Source organism: Pseudomonas sp. B424 (assembly GCF_055408345.1).
In genome coordinates, this window is sequence record NZ_JBUZTL010000024.1 from 1 (window position 1) to 24,077 (window position 24,077).

18 protein-coding genes and 1 pseudogene are annotated in these 24,077 nt (G+C 60.5%); 6 read left to right on the forward strand and 13 right to left on the reverse strand.

Annotation, left to right across the window (positions count from 1 at the left end; genetic code table 11):
• Positions 1-496 precede the first annotated feature (496 nt).
• A complete protein-coding gene (locus ACZRMS_RS21510) occupies positions 497-997 on the forward strand; it encodes a C40 family peptidase (RefSeq protein WP_463996991.1) in 501 nt (166 codons plus the stop codon).
• Between the two features lie 109 nt (positions 998-1,106).
• Here the strand turns inward: ACZRMS_RS21510 and ACZRMS_RS21515 are convergent, their stop codons facing one another.
• Both ACZRMS_RS21515 and ACZRMS_RS21520 read right to left on the reverse strand, forming a co-directional pair.
• Complete coding sequence (locus ACZRMS_RS21515) at positions 1,107-2,426, reverse strand: LLM class flavin-dependent oxidoreductase (RefSeq protein WP_463996992.1); 1,320 nt, start codon at positions 2,424-2,426, stop codon at positions 1,107-1,109.
• A gap of 18 nt (positions 2,427-2,444) precedes the next feature.
• The gene (locus ACZRMS_RS21520; protein ID WP_463996993.1) at positions 2,445-3,368 is read right to left on the reverse strand and encodes an ABC transporter substrate-binding protein; all 924 of its coding nucleotides are present in this window, start codon (positions 3,366-3,368) and stop codon (positions 2,445-2,447) included.
• Between the two features lie 313 nt (positions 3,369-3,681).
• Between ACZRMS_RS21520 and ACZRMS_RS21525 the strand changes: the two genes are divergently transcribed.
• The gene (locus ACZRMS_RS21525; RefSeq protein WP_463996994.1) at positions 3,682-4,920 is read left to right on the forward strand and encodes an acyl-CoA dehydrogenase family protein; all 1,239 of its coding nucleotides are present in this window, start codon (positions 3,682-3,684) and stop codon (positions 4,918-4,920) included.
• 33 nt (positions 4,921-4,953) lie between these two features.
• Here the strand turns inward: ACZRMS_RS21525 and ACZRMS_RS21530 are convergent, their stop codons facing one another.
• Together ACZRMS_RS21530 and ACZRMS_RS21535 are read right to left on the reverse strand one after the other, a co-directional pair.
• Positions 4,954-6,309, reverse strand: coding sequence for an amidase (locus ACZRMS_RS21530; protein ID WP_463996995.1), 1,356 nt, complete (start codon positions 6,307-6,309; stop codon positions 4,954-4,956).
• Positions 6,310-6,322: 13 nt separating this feature from the next.
• Positions 6,323-7,654, reverse strand: coding sequence for an MFS transporter (locus ACZRMS_RS21535; RefSeq protein WP_463996996.1), 1,332 nt, complete (start codon positions 7,652-7,654; stop codon positions 6,323-6,325).
• Between the two features lie 369 nt (positions 7,655-8,023).
• Between ACZRMS_RS21535 and ACZRMS_RS21540 the strand changes: the two genes are divergently transcribed.
• Both ACZRMS_RS21540 and ACZRMS_RS21545 read left to right on the forward strand, forming a co-directional pair.
• Entirely contained in the window at positions 8,024-9,052 is a 1,029-nt protein-coding gene (locus ACZRMS_RS21540; protein WP_463996997.1) for a LacI family DNA-binding transcriptional regulator, read from the forward strand.
• Between the two features lie 33 nt (positions 9,053-9,085).
• Positions 9,086-9,247 (forward strand): DUF2986 domain-containing protein, encoded by a 162-nt coding sequence (locus tag ACZRMS_RS21545; protein WP_463996998.1) that lies wholly within the window; start codon positions 9,086-9,088, stop codon positions 9,245-9,247.
• A 72-nt stretch (positions 9,248-9,319) separates the two neighbouring features.
• Here the strand turns inward: ACZRMS_RS21545 and ACZRMS_RS21550 are convergent, their stop codons facing one another.
• Complete coding sequence (locus ACZRMS_RS21550; protein WP_463996999.1) at positions 9,320-9,769, reverse strand: hypothetical protein; 450 nt, start codon at positions 9,767-9,769, stop codon at positions 9,320-9,322.
• A gap of 671 nt (positions 9,770-10,440) precedes the next feature.
• Here ACZRMS_RS21550 and ACZRMS_RS21555 point away from each other — a divergent pair.
• Together ACZRMS_RS21555 and ACZRMS_RS21560 are read left to right on the forward strand one after the other, a co-directional pair.
• Positions 10,441-11,799 carry an 8-oxoguanine deaminase gene (locus ACZRMS_RS21555; protein WP_463997000.1) on the forward strand — a complete coding sequence of 453 codons (1,359 nt, stop codon included), beginning with the start codon at positions 10,441-10,443 and terminating at the stop codon, positions 11,797-11,799.
• Positions 11,800-11,917: 118 nt separating this feature from the next.
• The gene (locus ACZRMS_RS21560) at positions 11,918-13,432 is read left to right on the forward strand and encodes a nucleobase:cation symporter-2 family protein (RefSeq protein ID WP_463997001.1); all 1,515 of its coding nucleotides are present in this window, start codon (positions 11,918-11,920) and stop codon (positions 13,430-13,432) included.
• Positions 13,433-13,702: 270 nt separating this feature from the next.
• Here ACZRMS_RS21560 and ACZRMS_RS21565 read toward each other — a convergent pair.
• The 8 genes and pseudogenes from ACZRMS_RS21565 to ACZRMS_RS21600 form a co-directional block, all read right to left on the reverse strand.
• Positions 13,703-14,224, reverse strand: a pseudogene (locus ACZRMS_RS21565) (Tn3 family transposase); the annotation flags it as partial.
• 112 nt (positions 14,225-14,336) lie between these two features.
• Positions 14,337-16,583 carry a TonB-dependent receptor gene (locus ACZRMS_RS21570; protein WP_463997002.1) on the reverse strand — a complete coding sequence of 749 codons (2,247 nt, stop codon included), beginning with the start codon at positions 16,581-16,583 and terminating at the stop codon, positions 14,337-14,339.
• Between the two features lie 164 nt (positions 16,584-16,747).
• On the reverse strand, positions 16,748-17,731 hold the full coding sequence (locus tag ACZRMS_RS21575; RefSeq protein WP_463997003.1) for a siderophore ABC transporter substrate-binding protein: 984 nt from the start codon (positions 17,729-17,731) through the stop codon (positions 16,748-16,750).
• A complete protein-coding gene (locus ACZRMS_RS21580) occupies positions 17,728-18,510 on the reverse strand; it encodes an iron ABC transporter ATP-binding protein (protein WP_463997004.1) in 783 nt (260 codons plus the stop codon). The genes ACZRMS_RS21575 and ACZRMS_RS21580 overlap by 4 nt, the downstream gene beginning before the upstream one ends.
• The gene (locus ACZRMS_RS21585; RefSeq protein ID WP_463997005.1) at positions 18,507-19,457 is read right to left on the reverse strand and encodes an iron chelate uptake ABC transporter family permease subunit; all 951 of its coding nucleotides are present in this window, start codon (positions 19,455-19,457) and stop codon (positions 18,507-18,509) included. The genes ACZRMS_RS21580 and ACZRMS_RS21585 overlap by 4 nt, the downstream gene beginning before the upstream one ends.
• Entirely contained in the window at positions 19,454-20,398 is a 945-nt protein-coding gene (locus ACZRMS_RS21590; RefSeq protein ID WP_463997006.1) for an ABC transporter permease, read from the reverse strand. The genes ACZRMS_RS21585 and ACZRMS_RS21590 overlap by 4 nt, the downstream gene beginning before the upstream one ends.
• The gene (locus ACZRMS_RS21595; RefSeq protein ID WP_463997007.1) at positions 20,395-22,164 is read right to left on the reverse strand and encodes an ABC transporter ATP-binding protein; all 1,770 of its coding nucleotides are present in this window, start codon (positions 22,162-22,164) and stop codon (positions 20,395-20,397) included. Before ACZRMS_RS21595 ends, ACZRMS_RS21590 begins: the two co-directional genes overlap by 4 nt.
• The gene (locus ACZRMS_RS21600) at positions 22,158-23,951 is read right to left on the reverse strand and encodes an ABC transporter ATP-binding protein (RefSeq protein ID WP_463997008.1); all 1,794 of its coding nucleotides are present in this window, start codon (positions 23,949-23,951) and stop codon (positions 22,158-22,160) included. Before ACZRMS_RS21600 ends, ACZRMS_RS21595 begins: the two co-directional genes overlap by 7 nt.
• Positions 23,952-24,077 lie beyond the last annotated feature (126 nt).

Consider the following 24,077-nt stretch of genomic DNA (forward strand, 5'->3'; position numbering starts at 1 on the left):
CGGATACCACTCTCCAGTAGCAGCGGAAAAGATGGCGGCGTGAGAACCGAAAAGAATGTCCGAAATTACTGGACCAGTTCAAGCCCGCTCCCACAGAGGAGATGTGCGAGTCTCGCAGACCTCGCCGCCAAACAGGCCGGCCGGTCGGCCGCCTCGGCGGGCATTGCTTTTGACCTGCCCGCCCCTTCGGCGTGCCCACGGAGCAGGACCGGAGCAAGGGCGAACCCCGTAGAACGCCGCGGCGCATCGAATGGATATGTACGCTGTAAATCAACTGCAAAAAAACTACCGAAGGAGCGCGTAGATAAAGAGCAAGAACGCTCACGCCTCCTAAGGCTCAAAACGAAGGTCAGCGCAACCCCCCCTTTTTTCAATACAACCAGTACTGTTCGTCGGGATCAGATTAATACCGTAATTTCTGTAGGATCCACCCTACATATCCGCTTAAACCGCACTTTTAGACTTCAAGTACCCCCCATCAATCGGAAGGTTACTTGTGTCAAAATTCATCTCCCTGATCGTGTTTCTTACGCTCGCCGGCTGCGGTCTTGCTACGGCTTCGGAAGCTCGCAAGCCTTACTCTTCAGCCATCCAGAAGTCTCACGCAGCCTCTTCGCCGCTCCATGTGCGCAAGGTCATCAACCACGCACACACCTTGCTCGGCATCCCCTATCTCTGGGGTGGCATGTCGAAGGAAAAGGGCTTCGATTGCAGTGGCATGCTGGTGTACCTGTTCAAGCAAGAAGCCAATATCCATTTGCCAAGAACCACCGCCGACATGCTCAAGGCGAAAAAACCGACCGTCGCCCGGCATGCCCTGAAACCTGGCGATGCGGTGTTCTTCCGTACCCAGGGCAGTGCTCGAAGCAACCATGTGGGCCTGTACATCGGCGACAACCGTTTTATCCATGCGCCGCGCAAGGGCAAAACGATTCGTATCGATTCTCTGGAAAACTCCTACTGGAAGAAAAACTACACCACCGCTCGACGCTTTTAAGCACGGGCACAAGGATTCAAGCGCTCACAGAAGCGCACGCATTGATGGAACAATCGAATACTGAAGTGTTAGCGAGGGGTTTAGGGGTAAGCCCCTCGCTTGTGGATCATCAATCAAAACGCTTCAGGCCCAGATGCCCACGCAACGTCGGATGTTCATACGCGGTGCGCAGGTAGCCGCGCCGTTGCAGGATCGGCACCACCGATTCGGTGAACTCCGTGAAAGTACCGGGCAGGTAGGCGGGCGACACCACATAACCGTCGCAAGCGCCCAGCTCCAGCCAGTCGATCAACTGTTGCGCCACACTTTCTGCGGTGCCCGCCAGCTGCGGTACACGGATGCTGGCGGCCATGATTGCGCCGTATTCCCCAAGGGTAATGTCGCGTTCCAGACGCAGTTTTTGCGCAATCACATCAGGCGTCGCCGAGTGCCTGGCGATATCCAGCAGTCGGGTATCCAGCGGGAATTGGGTGAAATCGAAGTTTGATTGAGTCGACAAGGTGATGACCCCCAACTCCGGGTTGGCCAGTGCATTGTGCTCATCACGCTTTTTGATCGCCTCGGCCTCAGTACCGCCAATAAAGGGCATGACCGCGGTGAGGATCTTGCACTCATCCGGGTTGCGGCCAATGGCGCGCATCTGCTGGTGGATGTCCTGGCGGAACTCGAGCATGCGCTCCACCCGGCTGTTGATGCTGAAAATCACCTCGGCCCAACGCGAGCCAAACTGCCGGCCACGGCCCGAAGCCCCGGCTTGAATCAACACCGGCTGGCCCTGGGGTACACGCGGGATATTGAGCGGGCCATCACAGTCAAAAAAGGTACCCCGGTACTTGAAGGCATCGATCTTGCCCGGGTCCGCGAGGATGCCCCGGACCTTGTCCAGCACCAGCGCGTCAGGCTGCCAGCTGTTCCACAGCTTGAGCACCAGCTCGACAAACTCATCGGCACGGGCGTAGCGCTGGTCGTGGGCAAGGTGCTGCGCATGGCCAAAGAGGCGCGCTTCGCTGTCGTTCATCGAGGTGACGATATTCCAGGCGCTGCGGCCCCTGGAGATGTGATCCAGAGAGGCAATCGCCCGCGCCACATGGGGCGGCTGATAGTAGGTGGTAGAGCGCGTCAGCCCCAGGCCGATATGCCGTGTGTGGCCGGCCAGCAGGCTGAGAATCGGCAGCGGGTCCAGCCGCGCCGCATCCTGGGCGCCCAGCTCGAAGGAGCGCGCCCGGGATTGCCCCGCCTGATCCCCGACCGCCAGGCGATCGGCGAAAAACAGCAGGTCAAAGCAGCCCTCTTCAAGGGTTTTGGCTATCTCGATGTAGTAGTCAGGGTCGAGAAAATGACTACGGGTTTGCGGGTGACGCCACACCGCGTGGCTATGTACAACGGGGCCTGAGAGCATGAACCCCGCCAATGCCATTTGCTTGGCCATAAGGTTATTCCTGGGTAGTTAGAGGGCGCGGTCAAACATCGGGGTCACGTCGTAGGGCTTTTTGAGCAGCTTGGCGTCGTACAAAAAGTCGGACGTGGCCTGGGCTTCGCTGATGATCGCGGGCGAAATAGGCAGCACCGTTATGGCGTCGCGCTTGAACCACGCCCTGGCTATCTCGGGCGAGGACTGGTTGGCCTTGGACCAGGCCGCGGCGTACTCGTCGACATGGCTTTGGCTCCACACCCGGGCGCGGGTCAGGCGTGCCACAAAGTCCTTGATCAGCTCACCCTTCTGCGCCAGGACCGGCTCATAAGCGACCACATAAGTCGGCGCACTCATCAGGCCCTTGGCGTTGCGGATCAGGGTGCTGCCCTCTTTCTCCTGCAAGGAGACATAGGGTTCCCAGGTGCCAAAGGCATCGATGTCGCCCTGGCTCAAGGCCATGCTCGCTTCCGCAGGCAGGAGGTATTTGTACGTCACGCTGTCGCGCGCAACCCCGGCTTCATCCAGGGCCTTGAACATCATTTGCTGGCTCCAGGAGCCGTTCCAGATGGCGACTGTTTTGCCTTTGAGGTCAGCCACCGAATGAATGCCCGGCCGGGCCACAATCCCCACGCCGTTCAGGCTGGTCTGGGTACTGGCCACCACCTTCACCGGGGCGCCGTTGGCCGCCAGGCTGATGACCGGGGTATCACCCACCACGCCAATATCCAGGGCACCGCTGGCAACTGCCGAAGCCACCGGTGATCCGGTATTGAAACGCTTGAAGTCGATGGTATACGGCAAGTCTTTGAGCTCACCCGAGAGCTCCAGAACAATGCGATTGGAAAAGAACTGATCACCCACCACCAGGGTCGCTGGCTGTGCCGCGTAGGCTGCTGCGCCATGCAGCGTCAGGGAGGCCAGGCCCAACAGGGCCAGCAGATTGCGTCGAACTGTCATTCAGGATACCCACAGAGTTAACGGCTAACTCGACCATCTGTAGGCATGCAGTCTGGTATTGAGAGAGGAGGCTTTTTTTGGCACCAAGCGTGGTGTTTTTAGAAGCTAGCGCAATAAGTGATTAGCAAGTTAATACTTTTAAGGCATATCAATAGAACCCTGTACGGGTATTTGGTTAGCAGTTTTTCGTATTAAGAATTTATCCGGTCCCGGTTTAGGGTGGCCTGACCAGACCACTGGGCCTCATTGCATTTACTTCACTCATTACAGCGCCCGCGCGCCACTGAGCGCAGGCCCGGCAAGGTCAGACTGCATGCCTAATCCAGATTTGAATATTTGGGGCACCGCCCCAACCGCCCGTTATGAAGAACTGGCCGCCCCCTTTCGCCCGCTGTTTGAACACATCAGCGCGCACGCCGCAGAAGCTGACAGTTCGCGCAGCAGCCTGGCCACTGTCATCGCACAATTGAACGCACTGGGCCTGCCACGCTGGCGCTTGCCCCACAGTTATGGCGGGCACGACGCCACGCTGGTTGAGTTGCTGACCCTGCTGACCGAGTTATCCGCGGCGGACTCGAACATCACCCAGGCACTGCGCGGGCATTTCGGTTTTTGCGAAGAAGTGCTCGTTTCAAAGAGCCCTGACTGGCAGGCCAAGTGGCTGGACAAACTCAGCCAGGGCGCACTGCTCTCACCGGGCAGTACCGAGGTGGGCACCCAGACCCGCGGCGAATTTGGAACACGTATCTACCGGGCTGAAGACGGATCGTTGCGCATCACCGGCAAAAAGTTCTACACCACCGGCGCGCTTTACAGCGACCTGATCAACACCGTCGCCACCGGGGAAGACGGCACGCTGTACACCGTGGTGGTCGACCTCAAAGCCCCTGGCGTGCAAATCGTCGATGACTGGAACGGTTTTGGCCAGCGCCTGACGGCCAGTGGCACCTGCCTCTTTGATAACGCCCGCGTGGATGATGAACCGCGCCCCACTGACCAGCGCTTTGCCTACGGGCAATCCTTCTTTCAGCTGTATCACCTGAGCACCCTCGCCGGTATCGCCCGCCGCGCCGCGTTGAGTGGCGCCGAGGAACTGAGCAAACGGGCCAGGACGTTTTCCACGGGCAATGCCGATACTGCCGCCCAGGACGTGCAACTGCTGCAAGTGATCGGCGAAGTAGCCAGCCAGGCCTACGCCGCACAAGCCATCGCCCGGCAAGCGGCGCAGCGTCTGGAGCTCACGGCCCGGCACACCATCGCCAGCGAACACGTGCTGCCCCATGACGACCCGCAGGTGGCACAAGCCGAGCTGGAAGTGAGCCTGGCAGTCAACCCCGTCGTGGATGCCACGCTCGCCGCAACCACCGCGCTCTTCGATGCCCTGGGCGCCAGCGCCACTGCCAGCAACAAAGCGCTGGACCGCCTGTGGCGCAACGCCCGCACCCTGGCCAATCACAACCCCCGGGTGTACAAGTCGCGCATTGTCGGCGACTACCTGGTCAACGGCATACGGCCGCCCTCGCAGTGGCGGGTGGGGGTCGCCAAGGGCTGAGGACTGGGGAACGATGAAGCATGTGCGGGCTACTCAGGCCCGCACAAACAGCTTGGCCATCACCTCCAGCAGACGATCATCTGCTCCGGCGGCGCCTATCACCTGCAACCCCACCGGCATCCCCCTCACCTGTCCCACCGGCAGGCTGATCGCAGGTAACCCGGTAAGGTTCCAGGCGCTGGTATGGCTGAGCACTGCGGCGCGTACATCGATGTCCTGCTCACCCACCCGAACCTCCCGGGCATCGATTTCTGTGGCGGTAATCGGCACGCAGGGCGAAACCAGAAAGTCATAGTGCTCGAACACATCCGCCATTGCCGCCTTGAGCCGCGCCTGGCCAGCCTGGGCACGGATGTAGTGCCAGCCCCTGACTTCCTGCGACAACTCAAGGCGCTCGCGCACTTCCTCATCGAACAGCTGCGGTGCCTCGTGCATGCGCTCGGCATGAACTTCAAAGGCCTCGGCGCGTTGCAGCACCAGCAAGGTGTCTTTCATGTCCGCTGCCAGCGGTTGCAGTTGCGCGGTGTCCTGCAGCGCTTCGCCAAACAGCTGCTGCGCCGCCTGGCAGACCTGGCGATTCACTTCGGCGTCGACCGGGCCAAAGCTGCCGCAAGTGATCCAGCCGACCCGCAGGGGCCGAGGATTGAGCGCCGGTGCGCAAGCTCGCCCGACCAACACTTCGAACAGCAGGCGCGCATCCTCAACGTAGTTGGCGATGGGGCCCACGTGGTCGAGGCTCGATGAAAGCGGGAACACCCCCTCCAGCGGCACAGCGGCAAACGAGGGCTTGAAGCCGACCACGCCGCACAACGCCGCAGGAATGCGGATTGAACCGCCGGTGTCGGTACCCAGCGCCAGCGGGACCATGCCGCTGGCGACTGCCGCGGCGCTGCCGGCGCTGGAACCACCCGTGATGCAACGGACATCCCACGGGTTACGTGCCGCGCCCTGAAGCGAGCGGTCGCCGGTCGGACCGTAGGCGAACTCGTGGGTCAACGTCTTGCCGACAATCACCGCACCGGCCTCGCGCAAGCGTTGCACACAGAGCGCATCGCGTGCCGGCTTGAAGCCGTTGAAATGCGCCGAGCCATAGGTGGTGACGTAGTCGAAGGTATCGATATTGTCTTTCACGGCCACCGGTATGCCGTGCAGCGGGCCCAGGTCCACGCCCTTGGCAAGCAGCTCATCGGCTTTGCGGGCCTGGGCCAGTGCCACAGGGGCATCGACCTGAACAAAGGCATTCAAGATCGGGTTAAGCCGCTCGATGCTGTCCAGGGCGGCCTGGGTCAGCCCGACACTCGTCAGGCTGCCCTCGCGCAGGCGCCCGGCCAGCGCGGTGACCGATTGGCCAAAAAAATATCCAGCGTGGGCAGGTTTCGCCAGGCTCATAAAAACAACTCCATCAGGCAACAGCAGGTATAGGGGAAGGTGCTGTCTGGCGACCGCCGGGGCGTACCATCAGCATCGCGCTCATGCCCAGGGCCGTGGCCACCGCTGCGGCCACGAACATCGACGAATAACCGTAACGAACCGTCAGGTAGCCGGTGAGCATGGGGGCGATGAACGACGCAGTGTTGGCAATAAAGTGGGTCATGCCGCTGTAGGCACCCACGCGGTTGGACGGCGCGGTGTCAATCACCACGGCCCAGTAGACCGAGTTGGGGAGCGCGTTGAGGGCGTTGGCCAGGGTCATCAGGGCAATCACCCCCCACACGGTCTGGGCTTGCGAGACCATGATGAAACACAGCGTGGTCAACAACAGGCAGGTCGCGGCCAGCCAGCTGCGGGCCACTTTCAGGTTGCCGGTGCGACGCAGCAGCAAGTCGGAGATCTTGCCCCCCAGCAGCACGGTGAAGCAGGCACCGGTCCACGGGATCATGCCCATGTACCACAGCGATGACAGGTTGTAGTGAAACTCGTCCTGCAGGTATTTGGGGGTCCAGGTCAGCAGCAGGAAGGTCACGTACACGAACGAGAAGTAACCGACTGCATTGAGCAGCAAGTCCTTGTTCTTGAAGAAGTGCCAGACCGGCGCAACGCTGGTGGTGGGGGTCGAGGCATTGACGGCTTCGGCGCGCTCCTTGCGCAGGAACTCCAGCTCGGCCCTGGACACACGGGGGTTTTCATCGGGGGTGTTGGTAAAGCGCGTCATGAAGAAAATCAACAGCGCCAGGCTGACCACGCCCAGCACCACAAACATGCTGCGCCAGTCCCCGGTCAGGGTTTGCAGGCCGACTGCAACCGGCGCGGTCAGCAGCGCACCCAGCGGCGTGCTGAGCAGGCCGACCGACACCACAAACCCGCGCTCCTTGGGCGTAGCCCAGTTGGCCACGCTCTTGTTGATCACCGAATAGGCCGGGCCTTCGGCAAAGCCGAACATCACACGGATCGTGGCAAACCCGGCCATGGCCGAGCCGCCCAGAAAAGCCAGCCCGAAGTCGCCGGCAAACGCGGTGGCAATCTCGAAGACCGACCAGGTGGCGCCGGCGATCAGCCAGATGCGTTTGGCGCCAAAACGGTCGGCCAGAATGCCGCCGACCAGCGCCCCGAGGATGTAGCCGTAACCGAAGTAACCCAGCACATTGCCCCAGTCGGCCTTGTCGAAACCGTACTCGGGAAGAATGCTCGCCGAAGCATAGGCAATCGCCCCCCGGTCGATGTAATTGAGCAGTGCCATCAGCATGATCAGGAAGAAAATCTGGTAGCGGAAAGACGGAATCGCTGGGTGGTTCATAGGGATCTGACTCTTCAAGTGATGGCAGAAGTCAAAAAGTCGGCCGGAGCCCACTGATGCCGGTCAGTTAAGGGTTGAACTTGACCCCTTGTGGGAGGGGGCTTGCTCGCGATACAGGCGACGCGGTCAGATGCTCACACCGCGCCGCTCCAATCGCGAGCAAGCCCGCTCCCACCTCTCCCCTGACTGACTGGTATTAGCCGGAGTCGGCGTATTTTTATTGTTTTACCCAAACGTTTGGGTTGGCGAAATGTAGAGCGGAGAAAAGTTTTAGTCAAACGTTTGGGTAAAGATTTAATTCCGGGAAGTTGCGTCCTGTTCGGGTAGAATCCGCGCGCTGAATAACAGACTGCCGGAACCCCCTCAAACATGCCGAATCAATCTCGCCCCGCTACCCTGAAGTCCATGGCGACTGCACTGGGCGTGCACGTTTCCACGGTGTCGCGGGTGCTCAATGGCGACCCTGCCGGGGTCGAGCGAGCGGCGTCGGCCGAGGTGGTGGCGCGTATTCGGACATTGGCAAAAGAGCTGGATTATCGACCGAACACGCAGGCATCCAACCTGAAGTTGCGTAAAAGTCAGGAAATCTGCGTGCTCATGCCGCGCCTGACCGACCTGGTGATGGCAACCATTTACGACAGCATCGACAGCACGGCCGAGCAGGCCGGTTACCTCACGTTCGTGTCCAACACCGACGACCAGCAACCGCGTCAGATGGCCCGTGCCGAACATGCCTTGCGCCGCTCGGTGGCCGGGTTGATCGTGGGGGACTCCCATGTGGGTGACAACCAGCCACTGCTCGACCTGCTGTCACGCAAACACATCCCCTACGTGCTGGTGAGCCGGCAGATTGCCGGGCATGTAGCGGCGTGCAGCGATGATGAGTTGGGCGGCTGGCTGGCGGCCGAGCACCTGTACGGGCTGGGCTTTCGCGATGTGGCGATTCTGGCGGGCGAGCGGTATGCATCCACCGGGGCTGACCGCACCCGCGGGTTTACCCGTTATTACCGCGAGCAAGGCATCACCCTGCGCCCGGAATGGACCCTCAACGGCCCTTTCGACAGCCTCACCGGGCACAAGCAGGGCGCGTACCTGCTGAGGCTTGCCCCGCGGCCGCAGGCGTTTTTCGCGGTCAACGACTTCCTGGCCATCGGCCTGATGGGCGCTGCACGTGACAAGGGGCTGATGCCGGGCAAGGACATCGCCGTGGTGGGTTTCAACGACATTGCACTGGCCAGCGAACTGATCGTGCCGCTCACCAGCGTGCGCCTGCCGCTGGCACAGATGGGCCAACATGCCGTGGAGTTGTTGCTCAAGCGCATCAAGGGCGAGGCCACCGAGTCGATCATCCTGCCCCCTCAATTGCAGGTGCGGGCGAGCTCCTCACTGTCCAGCTGAACCCTTCAAGAATTTACAAGCCGAGTAAAAAGCATGAATCGTCGTAAAAAAATCACCCAGTTGTTAAAGGCTCACGCCAAAAAGGCCAGTGCCAAACTGGCACCGCAAAAAAAGGACAAATACATCAGCAAAGCCGACCGGTTGAAGCTGGCGGCTGAAGCTGCGCTCGAGCCTGTCACCGCCACCGAGAGCTGATTTGAGGACCGAGTTCGCCCCCTCCTGAGCGAGGGGGCGAGGCTGTTTTTCGCGCCCGCGCAGGGCGCTCAACTAACCATTGGCAATGCTTGCCAGCGCCGCCTTGAGCTCCCCTCCTCCTTTGGCCACAACTGTCTGATAGTTGCTGATCACCTGAAATTCCCAGGGATTCGAATACACGCACGTGACGGTAATCGCAGCACTACAGCCGTTGCTGAAAACCACCTGCACCTGCGAGTCGTTGGCCATGACACTTTGAGTCTGAAAAGCCCCCCTGATTTTATTCGGGAGGGTCGCGAGCAGCGCCGACACGTCACGGGCCATTTCGGCCAAAAACTTTGCTTCCTGATGCTCCTGGTGTTGCCGGGCTTGCGGGGTTACACCGCCCGAGCCACAGGCGCAGCTGTAGGTAGCAAACATGTCCTGGGTATGGTCACAGTACATTTTGTCACACCAGCAGTGGGTGACACTGCCGTAAGCGCTGGCTGCGCTCCCGCAATCGGGGCAACGAATAGTGCTCATGTGTACTCCCTGTTTTCGTTATGGGCAGGCTAAAAAACTGAACGTCGGCGGATCAACTCGCTTTCAACGTGCTGTCACGCTCTAGCAATACGAACGACGAATTGTGCAAGCCAATAAGTCGCCCTGTATTGACAGTCAGTTCCTACAGGCATGTAGGAATTTGCCTTTTCCCGGCACAACCTGGATGCCCATCCGGGGCCTTATTCTTGTATACAGTTTCCACAAAATCTGGTTACATAAATCCGCGCCTACGACACCGGTATTCGCCGATGCGTACTGCGACGGTCTAAAACCATGGGACACACACAGCTGCTTGAACCCATCGCGCATCATCCGCGAATGTCGTTCAACCCTCACTACGATGCTTGCTTGAGCTATCGCATGAGCAACCCGTTCGTCTCTATCCCGCTCCCCGCGCAATACCGCCTGGAACCTGCTCTCGCCTTTGGTCGATGCCCGCATTGGCGCACGCTTGCAGGTGGCCCAAGGCTTGCAAGTGAACAGGATCACGTGCCAATTCCCTTGAACATGCACCCAGCGCGGGCACTGACCGATCCAGACAGCAACAGATTGCACCCACACAGTGCCTGGTTGCACGGGCTTCGCAGGTCGAAACCTGTACCTGCGACAAAGTCTCGTTGCAACCAAATCACCATCAGGGATGAATACACATGACCAAGACTTTACTGATCAAGAATGCAGAACTTTTGGTAACAATGGATGGTGAGCGCAGGGAGATCAGGCAAGGCGGCCTGTTCATCGAGGACAACCTGATCAAGCAGGTCGGCCCGACCGATACGCTGCCCCGGCAGGCCGATGTGGTTCTGGACATGGCCGGAAAAGTGGTCATTCCGGGCCTGGTCAACACCCATCACCACATGTACCAGAGCCTCACCCGTGTAGTGCCGGCGGCCCAGGACGGCGAGCTGTTCAATTGGCTGACCAACCTCTATCCCATCTGGGCACGCCTGACGCCTGAAATGATCGCGGTTTCGACCCAGACGGCGATGGCTGAGCTGATGCTCTCCGGCTGCACAACCTCCAGCGACCATCTCTACATCTACCCCAACGGCTGCAAGCTCGACGACAGCATTCATGCCGCCGCAGAAATCGGCATGCGCTTTCACGCGGCACGCGGAAGCATGAGCGTAGGCCGCAGCCAGGGCGGTCTGCCGCCCGACTCAGTAGTGGAGAAAGAGGGCTACATCCTCAAGGAGTCCCAGCGCCTGATCGAGGATTACCATGACCCCCGCCATGGCTCGATGCTGCGCATGGTCGTGGCGCCCTGCTCGCCCTTTTCGGTGAGCCGCGACCTGATGCGTGAATCAGCGGTTCTCGCGCGCCACTACGGTGTGTCGCTGCATACGCACCTGGCAGAGAACGTCAGCGACATCGCCTACAGCCGCGAAAAGTTCGGCATGACGCCGGCCGAATACGCCGAAGACCTGGGCTGGGTCGGCCCCGACGTCTGGCACGCCCATTGCGTACAACTCGACCAGCACGGCATTGAATTGTTCGCGCGCACCGGCACCGGGGTAGCCCACTGCCCGTGCTCGAACATGCGCCTGGGCTCGGGGATCGCACCGATCCGCAAGATGCGCGACCACGGTGTCCCGGTGGGCCTGGGTGTCGACGGTTCGGCCTCCAACGATGGCGCCAGCATGATCGGCGAGGTGCGCCAGGCGCTGCTGTTGCAGCGTGTCGGTTTTGGCCCCGATGCGATGTCCGCTCGCGAAGCCCTGGAAATTGCCACGCTGGGCGGCGCCAAGGTGCTCAACCGTAATGATATTGGCGCCCTGGCACCCGGGATGGTGGCGGATTTCGTCGCCTTCGACCTTGGCCACATGGCCTATGCCGGCGCCCATCACGACCCGCTGGCAGCGCTTGTGTTCTGCACCCCTACCCACGTCGACACCAGTGTGATCAATGGCCGTGTAGTGGTCAGGGACGGCCGCCTCACCACCGTCGACCTGCCTCTGGTACTTGAGCGCCACAACCGGCTGGCCCGCCAGCTGGTCAGTGGCGAGTGACCTGTTCAGGCCGTTGAGCGCAACAACCCGGGCGGTCCGTACGCCCAAAAAACTCATCGAATGCGACTGAGAACGTGCTGTTAGACGCATCTAAAACAACAAAAGCGAGCTACTCACCATGACTTCTTCCGCTTCATCTCTTCCAGAAGACGTAAACCTCGGTACGGGTGCCAACCTGGCCTACGGGCTTCAGCATGTGCTGACCATGTACGGGGGCATCATCGCTGTCCCCCTGATCATCGGTCAGGCGGCGGGGCTTACTTCTGCCGACGTTGGCCTGCTGATCGCCGCATCGCTGTTCGCCGGCGGCCTGGCCACCTTGCTGCAGACACTCGGGATCCCCTTCTTCGGCTGCCGCCTGCCCCTGGTCCAGGGAGTGTCCTTCGCCGGCGTCTCCACCATGGTTGCCATTATCGGCAGTGACGGCACGGGCGGGCTGCCCGTCGTGTTCGGGGCGGTGATCGTGGCGTCGGTGATCGGCTTGCTGATAACGCCGCTGTTCTCGCGCATCATCAAGTACTTCCCGCCACTGGTGACGGGAATCGTCATCACCACCATCGGGCTGACCCTGATGCCTGTCACGGCACGCTGGGCCATGGGCGGCAACAGCCAGGCGCCCGACTTTGGCAGCATGGCCAACATAGGCCTGGCGGCTTTCACCCTGGTCACCGTGCTGCTGCTCAGCAAGCTGGGCAGCGCCAGCATCTCGCGACTGTCGATTCTGCTGGCGATCGTCATCGGCACACTGGTGGCAACAGCCTTTGGCATGGCTGATTTCTCCCAGGTGCTTGAAGGGCCGCTGGTCGCACTGCCCGAAGTCCTGCACTACGGCCTTCCGCAGTTCCAGCTCGCCGCGACCCTGTCGATGCTGATCGTGATCATCGTAACCATGGTCGAGACCTCCGCAGACATTCTTGCCGTTGGAGAAATCATCGACACCAAAGTCGACTCAAAACGCCTTGGCAACGGCCTGCGGGCAGACATGATCTCCAGCGCCCTGGCCCCTCTGTTTGGTTCGTTTACCCAGAGTGCCTTTGCGCAGAACGTAGGCCTGGTGGCCGTGACCGGCATCAAGAGCCGCTACGTGGTTGCCACCGCGGGCCTGATCCTGGTGACCCTGGGGCTGCTGCCGGTGATGGGCCGACTGGTTGCCGCCGTGCCCACCGCCGTCCTCGGGGGTGCCGGCCTGGTACTGTTCGGCACCGTCGCGGCGAGCGGCATCCGCACCCTGGCGCAGGTGGACTACCGAAACAACATGAACCTGGTCATCGTGGCCACATCGATCGGCTTCGGCATGATCCCGATTGCAGCGCCAAACTTCTACCACGCCTTCCCGAGCTGGTTCGAAACCATCTTCCACTCCGGCATCAGCTCGGCAGCGATCATGGCCATCCTGCTCAACCTGCTGTTCAACCACATACGGGCCGGCAACTCCGACCAACAGTCGGTATTCGTCGCGGCCAGCGATCGCATCCTGTACCACCGGGACATTTGTGGGCTCAACGATGGTGATGTCTTCCGTGACGGCAAACTGTTCGACTGCAACGGCAAGGAAGTGCCGATTGTGGAGGCCGACGAAACTCCCGAGCATGCCCCTGTGCTTCGTAAAAAGAGCCTTGAGCAAGAGCACTGACCTGCAAGGGTCTAACACCCTGCCTGCTGGGGGACCTTGATTTTCGCGCCTTTGACCAATATCGGCACACCGGGGTACACGTTGAAAGGCTCACTGGGCTTGCCGTCAACAGTCACCTCTTTCAGATGGAAACGCGTGGTGCTCGAGGCAAAAAAGCGGGCACCATCCGCTTCACATTTAACCGTTAACGTCGACGTTTCTTTCTCGGGTAAATGCCGAACCAGTGAGCTAACAGGGGTCGCTTCAGAAAACGGAAAATAAAGCACGTTAAGCCGAATGCAGCGGCCGCAATGGCCTGAACTTGCCCGATCCGATGGCATCCGGCAGATTGTTGGCCGCTGCTAGTTGATCGACCTTAGCGAGCTGTGTTTCCAGGAGCATTAATCGCTCGTGCAGGTACTGATCACAATCAGTCTCCACAGCCAACGGCAACTGGCCGATCTGCTTGAGGCCAGCGAATTTATCGGACGGCACCAGGTAGTCTTCGAAGTCCTTGAACTGGCGTGAACCCTGCACCCAAATATCGCCCGAACGCAGAGAATTATTGAGTTCCGACAGCACGCACAGTTCGTAGTAACGCCGGTCGATGCCAGCGTCAGTCATCACCAACCTCTGCCAGCGCTTTTTGACAAAGGCAGCAGGTGCACCGGCCGGCACCTTGCGGCTGTTATCAGCATTCAGGGTGCGCAATACGTCGATGGCATCAAGCACATCCATAGCGGCAGGTGCCGGTCTCAGCTTGAGTATATTGAGAAGCTGCGGCGCGTAACGGCGCAGCGGCACACTGCTTTTTCAAACGAGACAGCGAAACCCAAAGCAAAAAAGCCTGCATTTCTGCAGGCTTCTTCGCACCTCTGGCGCCAGGCCCCGGATTTGACCGCCGGGCTTGCTGGCTGATAAACCGTTAGAAATCCACGGTACCCGAGAGCAGCACCGTGCGTGGCGCACCCAAGCCACCGGAGAGGCCGCTGCCATCACCGCCTTTCCAGGAGCCGAGCCAGTACGCCTTGTTGGTGACGTTCTGCACGGTGGCGCGCAAGGTCACCGGTTTGGTCTCGACCTTGAAGGCATAGCGGGCACCCACATCGTAGGTGGTGTACGAGTCCAGCGAGACCCGATGATCGTTGGTCGCGTATTGCTTGCCCGTATGGTTGATGTTTCCGGTCAGGGTCAGCCCAGGGACGTCAAGGAGGTCATATTCTGTGCCCAGCTTGGCAATCACCTTGGGTACGCCAGTGACTTGCTTGTCTTTGACGCCGCCGCTGACCACCTTGGTCATTTCCGCCTGGGTGTAGGTCGCACCGCCCATCAGGCGCAGCCGCGGTTGCAGCTCGCCGAAGAATGACCATTCCACGCCACGATTGCGCTGCTCGCCGTAGACGCCGAAGACATTGGTGAGCGGATCGGTAAAGGCACTGGGTTTCTCGATCTGGAACAGGCTGACGGTATGGGCGAAAGTGCCCAAGTCAACCTTGGTACCCACCTCGTACTGCTTGGTCTGGAACGGCTGCATGACCGTAACGGCATTCTCTGCAGAATCAGGTGCCGTAGCGCCCTGGCTGAGGCCCTCGATGTAGTTGGCGTAAAGCGACACTTCATCCGTCACCTTGACCAGAAGCGCGGTGGCCGGCGAAACACGGCTTTCGTCATAGCTGGTTTTCGAGGCCGTGGACCCGAAGGTGGCGTTGGTGTTTTGCACGCGCTGGCGACGGGCACCCACGGTCCACTGCACTCGGCCATCTGCGAAGGACAAGGTGTCGGCAATTGCATAGCTGCCCAGGTTGGCCCTGATTTGCGAGGTGGTCACACCATAGCCCGGAAAGGTCGGCGCGTTGCCGAAGTTCAGGTTGTCATAGTTGGTGTTGCCGGGGATCGCGGCCTTGGCATCCTTGAAACTGTTATCGGACGTGAAGCGGGTCGCGGCGATGGTCCAGGCGTGATCCACAGGTCCCGTCTGGAATTTGCCCTTCAAACCGACCTCGCCGGATTGCTGGGTGCCACTGCGAATCGAACGAATCGCCAAAGAGCTGATGTCACCCGCGTTGTTCACCAGGGTGCTTGAGTTGATCAGCGCGTTGTAACCACCGTCACGCTGCCCCCATGCCGCGTAGGCGGTGAGCGAATCTGTCAGATCGTACTCGCCCCGCACCATCGTGGTGGTGGTGTTGTTGATGGTGTAGGCCCAATCTGGCGCCAGCGCGTAATCGCCCTTCTTGGGGCTGGGCAGGTGGGTGACGTTAGGTCCAATGGTGTTGATACCAAAGTAGTTGAGGCCGTCGATACGCTCACGCTGCTTATAGAAGTCGGCCGACAAACGAGCGCGCTCACCACGCCAGTCCAGCCCGAGGGAAGACAGCGCCATTTTGTGTTGCTGATTGTCCACGGCCGTATCGCCGTCACGGTAAACCCCGTTGAAGCGCACACCAAACTGCTTCTGATCACCGAAGCGCTGCCCCAGATCCGCATGCACGCCGCCCTGGCCGCGGGACTCATAAGTGGTCGTCAAGCGTGCCAGCGGTTCATCGCCTGCACGCTTAGGGACCAGGTTGATGCTGCCGCCCACATTGCCGCTGGGTGGCATGCCGTTGAGCAACACCGAAGGGCCCTTGAGTACTTCGATACGCTCGGCCAGTTCGGTAGAACCGCGCATGTTGGGCGCCATGCCGACCAGCCCGTTGAAGGTGATGTCATCGGCGTTGCTGTAGAAGCCGCGAATGAAAAAGGTTTCAAAGTTGCTGCGCTTGGTGGGCACATACACCGAGGGGTCGGTGGCACCGATCACCGAACCGATATCCTGCGCTTGGCGGTTCTGTATGTATTCGTCCGTATAGCTAATGGAATTGAACGGTGTCTCCATGAAGTCCTTGTTGCCCAACAGTCCGATGCGGCTGCCGGAGGCAACCTGCCCTCCCGCATACGCAGGCGGCAGATCTGTGGCGGAGTTCATGGCACCCTCCACCCGCGTTTCAGACAGTTCCAGGCTGGCTTTGCCTGCACCCTCCTGGGGCTCGGCGGCCACAGCCATGGAGGGCCCGGTCATCCCCAGCAACAGTGCCATCTGCACGGCAGTGAACGTACGATTCAAAGTAAAGCGTTGCGCACCCTGTGGTGAATCAGGGGTGGCGCGATGTTGGCGACAGCGTTCCGACATGCTGGGTTCCTTTCGATTCGGAGAGTTGAAATGTATTTACTAAGTTCTCCGAACCAGAACGCGAAAACCTCAATAGCAATCATTAGCATTTGTATATTTTTTACAAAAAAAGGCCGGGTACCGCAATGGCACCCGGCCTTTGTGCTGCCAGTACGGCTAGCGGATCAGCCCTTGTAACCCTGAACCACCTCGTCAGCCATGCGATTGAGGCACGTCACACTGGCAGTACACAGGTACCAGGTCTGGGCATCGACGAAGATCACATGCCCATTGTTCCAGGCCTTGGTCTTGCGCAGCAGTGGGTTGTCCAGGCTCTTCATATCCAGCGCTGGCCGCCGTTCCATCACCGCCGTGCGGTCAATCACGTAGAGAATATCGGGATCGGCCTGCTGGATAAATTCATTGGAAATCGGCTGGCCATGCAGGCCAGCCTCGATGTCGGTGCTGGCCGGTTTCACGCCCAGGGTGTCAAAGATGAAGCCGTAGCGCGACTTCACGCCATAGGAGGTAAAGGCCCCATTGTTATGCAGCACGATCAGCGCTTTCTCGGGGCGCCCTTCGGTCACGCGTCGGGTCTGCTCTACCTTGGCGTCCATCTCCGCGACTTTCTGGCGGGCCAGTTCTTCCTTGCCGAAGATGTGCCCCAGGGTGGTCAAATGGTTTTTGGCCGTGGTGATCAGATTGCCCTGCTTGTTGGTCAGGTCCACATCGTCATAGACCGTAGGTGCGATCTGGCTCAACTCCGTGTAACTCTGCGCCTGGAGCGGCGAGATCAGGATCAGGTCGGGCTTGAGGGCATGCAACCGCTCAAGGTTGGGCTGGATGGTCGACCCCACATCCATGATGTCCGGGTTGTCACGGTACTTGACGAGGAAGTTCGCGACATAGTCCTTGGCGATACCCACCACCGGCGCGCCGAGTTGATCGAGTGTATCGAGTTCACTCATGTCGAAGGCCACCACGCGCTCGGGGAGCTTGGTGATCACCGTCGTACCCAACGGATGCTCGATCTTGATCGGCTCGTAGTGTGCCTGCGCGGTGACTGGCGCAGGCGCCTCTGCCGACGGCTTGTCACACCCTTGCAGACTGGCCGCCACAGCGACTGCCAGCAGTGCCCCATAGATTCTTTTTGCGTTACCGGTGCTCATATCAGCTCCCTTGACGGTGATGGGTTGAAGTAGTTGCAGACAAACCCCTGCTCGCTCTGCAGGATCTCGAAATCCAGATCAAACAGATCGCGCAGGCGCGCCTCGGTGACGACCTCCGCCACCGGGCCACGGCAGTGCACTGCGCCGTTTTTCATGGCCACGATATGGTCGCAATAGTTGGCGGCGAAGTTAATGTCATGCACCACCAGGATCACCGTGCGCCCCTGTTCGTCGCACAAACGGCGCAGCGCTCGCATGATCTGTACGGCATGCTTCATATCGAGGTTGTTGAGCGGCTCGTCCAGCAGCAGGTAATCGGTTTGCTGGGCAATGGTCATCGCCAGGAACGCCATCTGCCGCTGCCCGCCGCTGAGTTCGTCGATGTAAGAAAGGCGCAGCGGTTGCAGTGACAGAAACTCAATGGCCTCGTCGATGGCCTGGTGATCATGAGCGGTGAGCGCCCCACGGCTGTAGGGGAAGCGCCCGAAGGCCACCAGCTCTTCAACGGTCAGCCGCAGGCTGAAATCGGGTGATTGGCGCAAGGTGGCGACGCGTTTGGCATAGTCGCGGATCGGCACATCCGCAATGCTGCGCCCGCCAATCAGAAGATCGCCGCTAGTCGGCGCCAGCAGACGTGCGATCAACATCAGCAGTGTGGTCTTGCCTGCCCCGTTGGGGCCAATCAACGAGGTCACCTGCCCTGGCGGAAACTGAACGCTGACGTCGCTCAGGACGTGTTTGTTGCCATACGTCTTATAGACGTGACTGAGGGAGATCATGGGGCGCCTCGGGTTCGAACCATCAGCGCGAGGAAATACACGCCACACACCAGGTTGATGAGAATGCTGACGGAGGTGTTGAAGTTGAACATCTGCTCGACCAGGTACTGGGCGATGATGAAAATGCCGATGGCGATGGCGCAGCTCATGGGCAGCGTAACCCGATGCCGGGCGGTGCGGGCAAGCGCATAGGCGATGTTCGCCACGAACACGCCCATGAACGCCGTCGGCCCGACGAGGCTGGTGGAGACCGCCACCAGAATCGCGATCAGTGCAAGTTGCAGGCGCACGCTGCGCTGATAATCGACCCCCAGGGAAATCGCCTGGTCACGCCCCAGCGACAGCACATCGAGCACCGGCAGGGTTCTTTGCGTCATAAAGCACACCACCGCCACCAACAGCCCCGAATAGATCACTTGCCCGGGTTGCGCCTTGTTGAACGAGGCGTAGCTGAAGCCCTGGAAAATCGAGAACTCGCCGGGGCTGATCTTCAGCTGGATAAACTGGGTAAAGGTCCCCATCACCATGCTCAGTACCAGTCCCAGCAGGAGCAGCAGGTACACGTTGTTGCGTCCGTCACGGAACAGCCAACGGTGAATGAGCCACGAATAGACGAGCATCAGCAGGATCGACAACAACACATTACCGTTACGCCCCAACAGCACCAGGCTCTGGGTGCCCAGCACCAGGATCAGCAGGGCCTGGAACAGCAGGTAGATCGCCTCATACCCCATGATCGCCGGCGTCAGTATCCGATTGCCGGCAATAGTCTGGAAAATCACCGAAGAATAAGCAATGCAGACCCCGGCAATGCCCATCGCGGCCAAACGGGTCAGTCGCTTGGGAATGACGTACTCGAAGTCAAAGCCTGAGCCCAGCAACAGGAACGCTATCGCCAGGATCAGCACCAGCCCCCAGAGGCCATAGCGGGTAGCCACGCCTCTCATGTGTACTTCCTGATCAGCAGCACGAGGAACAACACACCGCCCACACTGCCCGCCGTCAGGCCGATGGGCACTTCGAAGGGGTAGATCAGCAAGCGGCCGAGGATGTCGCACGCCAACAACAGCGACGCGCCGCACAGGGCAACGATGGGCAATGTTCGCTCCAGGTTCTCGCCGTAGTGCAGCGCCACCAGGTTGGGAATCACCAGCCCGACAAAGGGAATCGCCCCCACGGTAATGACCGTGGCGGAGACGGTCACCGCCACCAGTATCAGCCCCAGTGCCGCGTTGGCCGCGTAGTTCAGGCCCAGGCTGCTGGCCATGCCCTCGCCCATACCGAGCACGGTAAAGCGGTGCGCGAATAGATAAGTGAGCACCACGATCGGCAAGATCAGATAGATGATCTCGTAGTTACCCTGGACGATTTTCGAGAAGTCACCCAGCATCCACCCCTGCATGCTCTGCAAGTTGTTGTGACGGTAGGCATAGAACTCCGCGACGGCGCTCAATACGCTGCCGTACATCAGGCCAATGACCGGAACCATCACCGTGTTCTTGAACTTGATACGACGGATGATCGCGACATAGAGCAGGCTCGCCGCAAAACAAAACGCCAGGGCAAACAGCATCCGGCCGGCCGCACCGGCGGCGGGGGCCACCGTCAGTGAAATCAGGATGCCCAGCTTTGCTGCATCCAGGCCGCCGGAAGTCGCCGGTTCTACGAAACGGTTACGCACGATCTGCTGCAGGATCACACCGCACACGGCCAGCCCCACTCCAGTCAGGATCAGGGCAGCGAGGCGTGGAAGACGGCTGGCAGTCAGGGTCAACCAGGCGTCATCGGAAAACGTGAACAGTTCGGTCCAGGAAACCTGTTTGACCCCCACCATCAACGAAAGGCAACAGAGCACGGCAAACAGGATCAGTAAGGCTGCACGACTCAAGAACCGCCCTCACTGTCAGACGTCCCGGCAATGCGCCAGCCTTTCGCGGCTCGGCGTTGCGCGAGAAAGTGCGCGTAGAGCCCTGGCGTGGCACTCAATTGCGCATGGGAACCCTGCTCGCTGATCTGGCCGTGATCAAGCACCACAATCTGGTCGGCCATGGCCACCGTCGACAGCTGGTGGGCGATGACGATCAGCGTGCGGGTGCCGCGCAAACGTGCCAGCGTTTCAGCGATGGCGGCCTGGTTTTCAGCGTCGAGGGCGGCGGTGGCCTCGTCGACCAACAGAATCGGGGCGTCCTTGATCAGCGCACGGGCGATGGAAATTCTCTGACGCTCACCGCCGGACAGTCGTGCACCGCCCTCGCCCACCGGCGTATCCAGGCCTTGGGGCAGGCGCTCGATGATCTCCACGACCCCGGCTTGTTGTGCCGCTTCCATCACCTGGGCATCGCCGGCATCAGGTTTACCGATGCGGATGTTGTCGGCGATGCTGCCCTGGAACAGGTAAGCGTCCTGAAAGATCTGGCTGATCTGACCGGCCAGTTGTTCACTGGACATCTGCCGGACATCCACACCGCCCACGATCACGCTGCCCTGCGTCACGTCGAAGAAGCGCGCAATCAGCCGCACCAGGGTGGTCTTGCCCGAGCCGGAAGCACCGACCAGCGCGGTCATGCTGCCGGGCTCGATACGCAGGCTGACATCGCGCAGTACATCAGCCTGATCCTCGGCATAGCGGAAGCTCACGTTGCGCAACTCAACAGATCCATCGACCGGCGCTTGTGGGGCCTGCGGCTCAGGCAGGGGCTTGACCGCAAAGATCCCGCGCACCGCATCCAGCTGACCGCGCGCGCCACGCAGCACCTCGCTATAACCGGCCACTTCCAGCAGCGGGTCGATGAAGCGGCTGACCAGCAGCAACGACACGATCACGGCGATGACCGAACCCGGTTCCAGGCTTGCGCCCAACTGATCACCGAGCCATAGCGTGGCGGCCACCAGCAACACGGCGAAGCCAGCCTGTACCGCCCAGGCGTTGAACACCACCGACATCGCCGATACGTGAATCAGCCGCTTTGCAGACTGCTGCTGGCGCCCGATGGCCTGCTCGATAAACTGGGTACCGCCGTCCTCGCCATTGAATGCGCGTAGCACTGATTGCGCCTGGGCAAACTCAACCATGCGCTGGCTGGCATGCGCGGCGTTGTACTGGAAGCTTTGGTCGGCACGCTGGCCCAGGTGAGCGGTCAGCGCAAAGACACCAAACAGGATCGGCAGTGTCACCAGTGCGATCAGCCCCATTTGCCAATGCAACGCGAACAACGCAACAAGGATCACTACCGGTGTAACCACACCCGTGATCAGCGGGGTAAAAACGTGAGCGGGAAGCTGGGCCATTTCCATCATGCCCTGGGAGGTCACATGGCTCAGCCGGGCGGTGTTTTGTGCGCTGAACCAGCCCACCGGGAGACGCGCCACATGGTCGCCGAGCCGATGACGGCCACGCTGGAGAACGGCGATGCCGACACGGATACCGGCTTTCTCCACGTTGCGTCGTAGCGCCCAGCACACCACCACACCGATCACCAGCGCGATCAGCCATTGCCCTGCCGAGCGCACGTCACTGCCCAGCAGATAGGTGAGCACCGGCACCAGGGTGACAATCGTCAGCCCGCAGAGCAGGCCGTAGACCAGCGTCATCCAGAGGTACCGGCGCAGTACCGGGGCCTCTTCACCCAGCAGTTGAATAAAGGTTTTCAGCATGACGATACCGCCTGTTCCTTGGCCTGTTCGTAGCCGCCCAGCGCCCACAGTCGGGCGTAGCGGCCTTTGCGGGCGAGCAGTTCGTGGTGACGTCCCTGCTCGCAGATCGTGCCGTTGTCGATCAGGATGATCTGGTCGGCGTGCATCACCGTATCGAGCCGGTGCGCGATCACCATCAAGGTGCGGCCCCGGGCGAATCGCGACAGCGCTTGCTGGAGCTTCACTTCATTCTCGGCATCGGCGGCCGCCGTGGCTTCATCGAGCACCAGCACCGGCGGATCAAGCAATACCGCGCGGGCGATACTCACACGCTGCAACTCACCGCCGGAAAGCTGCACATCCTCACCAATCACCGAGTCGTAACCCCGAGGCAAGGCGAGGATGCGCTCGTGAATATTCGCGGTGCGGGCGGCCTCTTCGATTTCCTGCTGGCTGGCCGAGGGGCGGCCCAAGGCGATGTTGTCGCGCAGGCTGGCATGGATAAGGCGCACTTCCTGCAGCACAAAACCGATGCGCCGGTACAGCTGCGCGCTCTCGATCTGCCTGAGGTCGACGCCGCCCAGGGTGATGCGCCCTTCACTCGGATCAAAGAAGCGCAGCAGCAGGCGGGCCAGGGTCGACTTGCCGGAGCCGGAAGCACCGACAATCGCCGTCACCGTGCCCGGCTTGAGGGTGAAGCTGACATCCTTGAGCACCGGGGTCTGGCCGTCGTAGCTATAGCCGAGTTGCTCGACACGAATTTCGGCATTGTCCGCCAGCGTCGGCGCGGCGCCCGCCAAGGTTTCCAGCACCGGTGTTTGCAGCAGCGTATGCACACGCTGGGCAGCGCCGGTGGCATTGTTCAAGTCGTGGGTGACGTAGCTCAGCAGCAGCAGGGGTGCGCAGATGCCCGGTGCCACCAGGGCGAAAGGCAACACCTCGACCGGAGTGATCCAGCCCAGGCTCACCCACAACGTGCCAAACGCCAGCACCACGCCGAGTACCGCCACCGGGGCGATCATCGCGTGGGCGTTGGCCATCGCACTGACCAGCGGCCGGGTGAAGTCGTTAAACGCGTCAGCGAAGCCATCGACCGCCTCGCGGTAGCTGCCATGGGCCTTGCCTTCGACACCGAAAGCCTTGACCACGGGAATGCCGTTGACGAACTCAACCACTGCGTTGTTGATCCGTGCCATGCCGGCGCCAAATGACTGCATGTTCGCCCCACTGGCCTTGGTGGCCCTGGAGAAGAACAGGAAAAACAGCGGGAACGGCAGCAGCGAGACAATCGCCATGCGCCAGTCCATGGCGAACAGGTAGAGGATCGAGATGAGGATCGCGCCGATAGTGCGGCCCAGCGTGGTAAAGAAATGCGCGGTCAGGCTGTGCAGCGTACCGATGTCATCCTGCATCGCTTGCTTGACCTCGCCCGAGGCCCGGCTGGTGAACCAGCCCAGTGGCACCTTGGCCAGCCGCCGGGTAATCGCCAGGCGTAAATAACCGGTGATGTGATTGTCGGCCAGGTGCGCGACCATTTCGCCCATCGAGATCAGCGTCATCCCCAGGAACAGGCAGACCAGACTGATGATGACAACCCGCCAGACCTGATCCTGCATCTGGCCCCAGGCGGTAGCAACGTCGGCCTGACCCATTGCAAGCTGAGCGACATGGGCGATACCGGCCAGGGGCACCAGTGTCAGCATGGTGCCGATAGCGGCCAACACCGCCGCAATAATCAGTCGCCCACGTATGGGCCTGAGTACCTGGGATACCGAGCCAGTCGTGGCGGGTTCATCTTTAACACTCATGAGCTCTCCTGAATAACCACTGCAGGCAGCCTGAAGGCATGCCTGACTTCCTCTGCGCTCGAGGGGTTTGCGCGCTGCGTACCTTGTATTCCGAACGGCAACGCAAAATCCTCAATCGAGATGTTC

Coding starts and splice junctions, on each gene's coding strand:
- ACZRMS_RS21535 (WP_463996996.1), bottom strand. CDS start 7,654: ATGAACCACCCAGCGATTCCGTCTTTCCGCTACCAGATTTTCTTCCTG.
- ACZRMS_RS21555 (WP_463997000.1), top strand. CDS start 10,441: ATGACCAAGACTTTACTGATCAAGAATGCAGAACTTTTGGTAACAATG.
- ACZRMS_RS21530 (WP_463996995.1), bottom strand. CDS start 6,309: ATGAGCCTGGCGAAACCTGCCCACGCTGGATATTTTTTTGGCCAATCG.
- ACZRMS_RS21540 (WP_463996997.1), top strand. CDS start 8,024: ATGCCGAATCAATCTCGCCCCGCTACCCTGAAGTCCATGGCGACTGCA.
- ACZRMS_RS21520 (WP_463996993.1), bottom strand. CDS start 3,368: ATGACAGTTCGACGCAATCTGCTGGCCCTGTTGGGCCTGGCCTCCCTG.
- ACZRMS_RS21575 (WP_463997003.1), bottom strand. CDS start 17,731: ATGAGCACCGGTAACGCAAAAAGAATCTATGGGGCACTGCTGGCAGTC.
- ACZRMS_RS21560 (WP_463997001.1), top strand. CDS start 11,918: ATGACTTCTTCCGCTTCATCTCTTCCAGAAGACGTAAACCTCGGTACG.
- ACZRMS_RS21545 (WP_463996998.1), top strand. CDS start 9,086: ATGAATCGTCGTAAAAAAATCACCCAGTTGTTAAAGGCTCACGCCAAA.
- ACZRMS_RS21515 (WP_463996992.1), bottom strand. CDS start 2,426: ATGGCCAAGCAAATGGCATTGGCGGGGTTCATGCTCTCAGGCCCCGTT.
- ACZRMS_RS21580 (WP_463997004.1), bottom strand. CDS start 18,510: ATGATCTCCCTCAGTCACGTCTATAAGACGTATGGCAACAAACACGTC.
- ACZRMS_RS21550 (WP_463996999.1), bottom strand. CDS start 9,769: ATGAGCACTATTCGTTGCCCCGATTGCGGGAGCGCAGCCAGCGCTTAC.
- ACZRMS_RS21595 (WP_463997007.1), bottom strand. CDS start 22,164: ATGCTGAAAACCTTTATTCAACTGCTGGGTGAAGAGGCCCCGGTACTG.
- ACZRMS_RS21525 (WP_463996994.1), top strand. CDS start 3,682: ATGCCTAATCCAGATTTGAATATTTGGGGCACCGCCCCAACCGCCCGT.
- ACZRMS_RS21600 (WP_463997008.1), bottom strand. CDS start 23,951: ATGAGTGTTAAAGATGAACCCGCCACGACTGGCTCGGTATCCCAGGTA.
- ACZRMS_RS21585 (WP_463997005.1), bottom strand. CDS start 19,457: ATGAGAGGCGTGGCTACCCGCTATGGCCTCTGGGGGCTGGTGCTGATC.
- ACZRMS_RS21570 (WP_463997002.1), bottom strand. CDS start 16,583: ATGTCGGAACGCTGTCGCCAACATCGCGCCACCCCTGATTCACCACAG.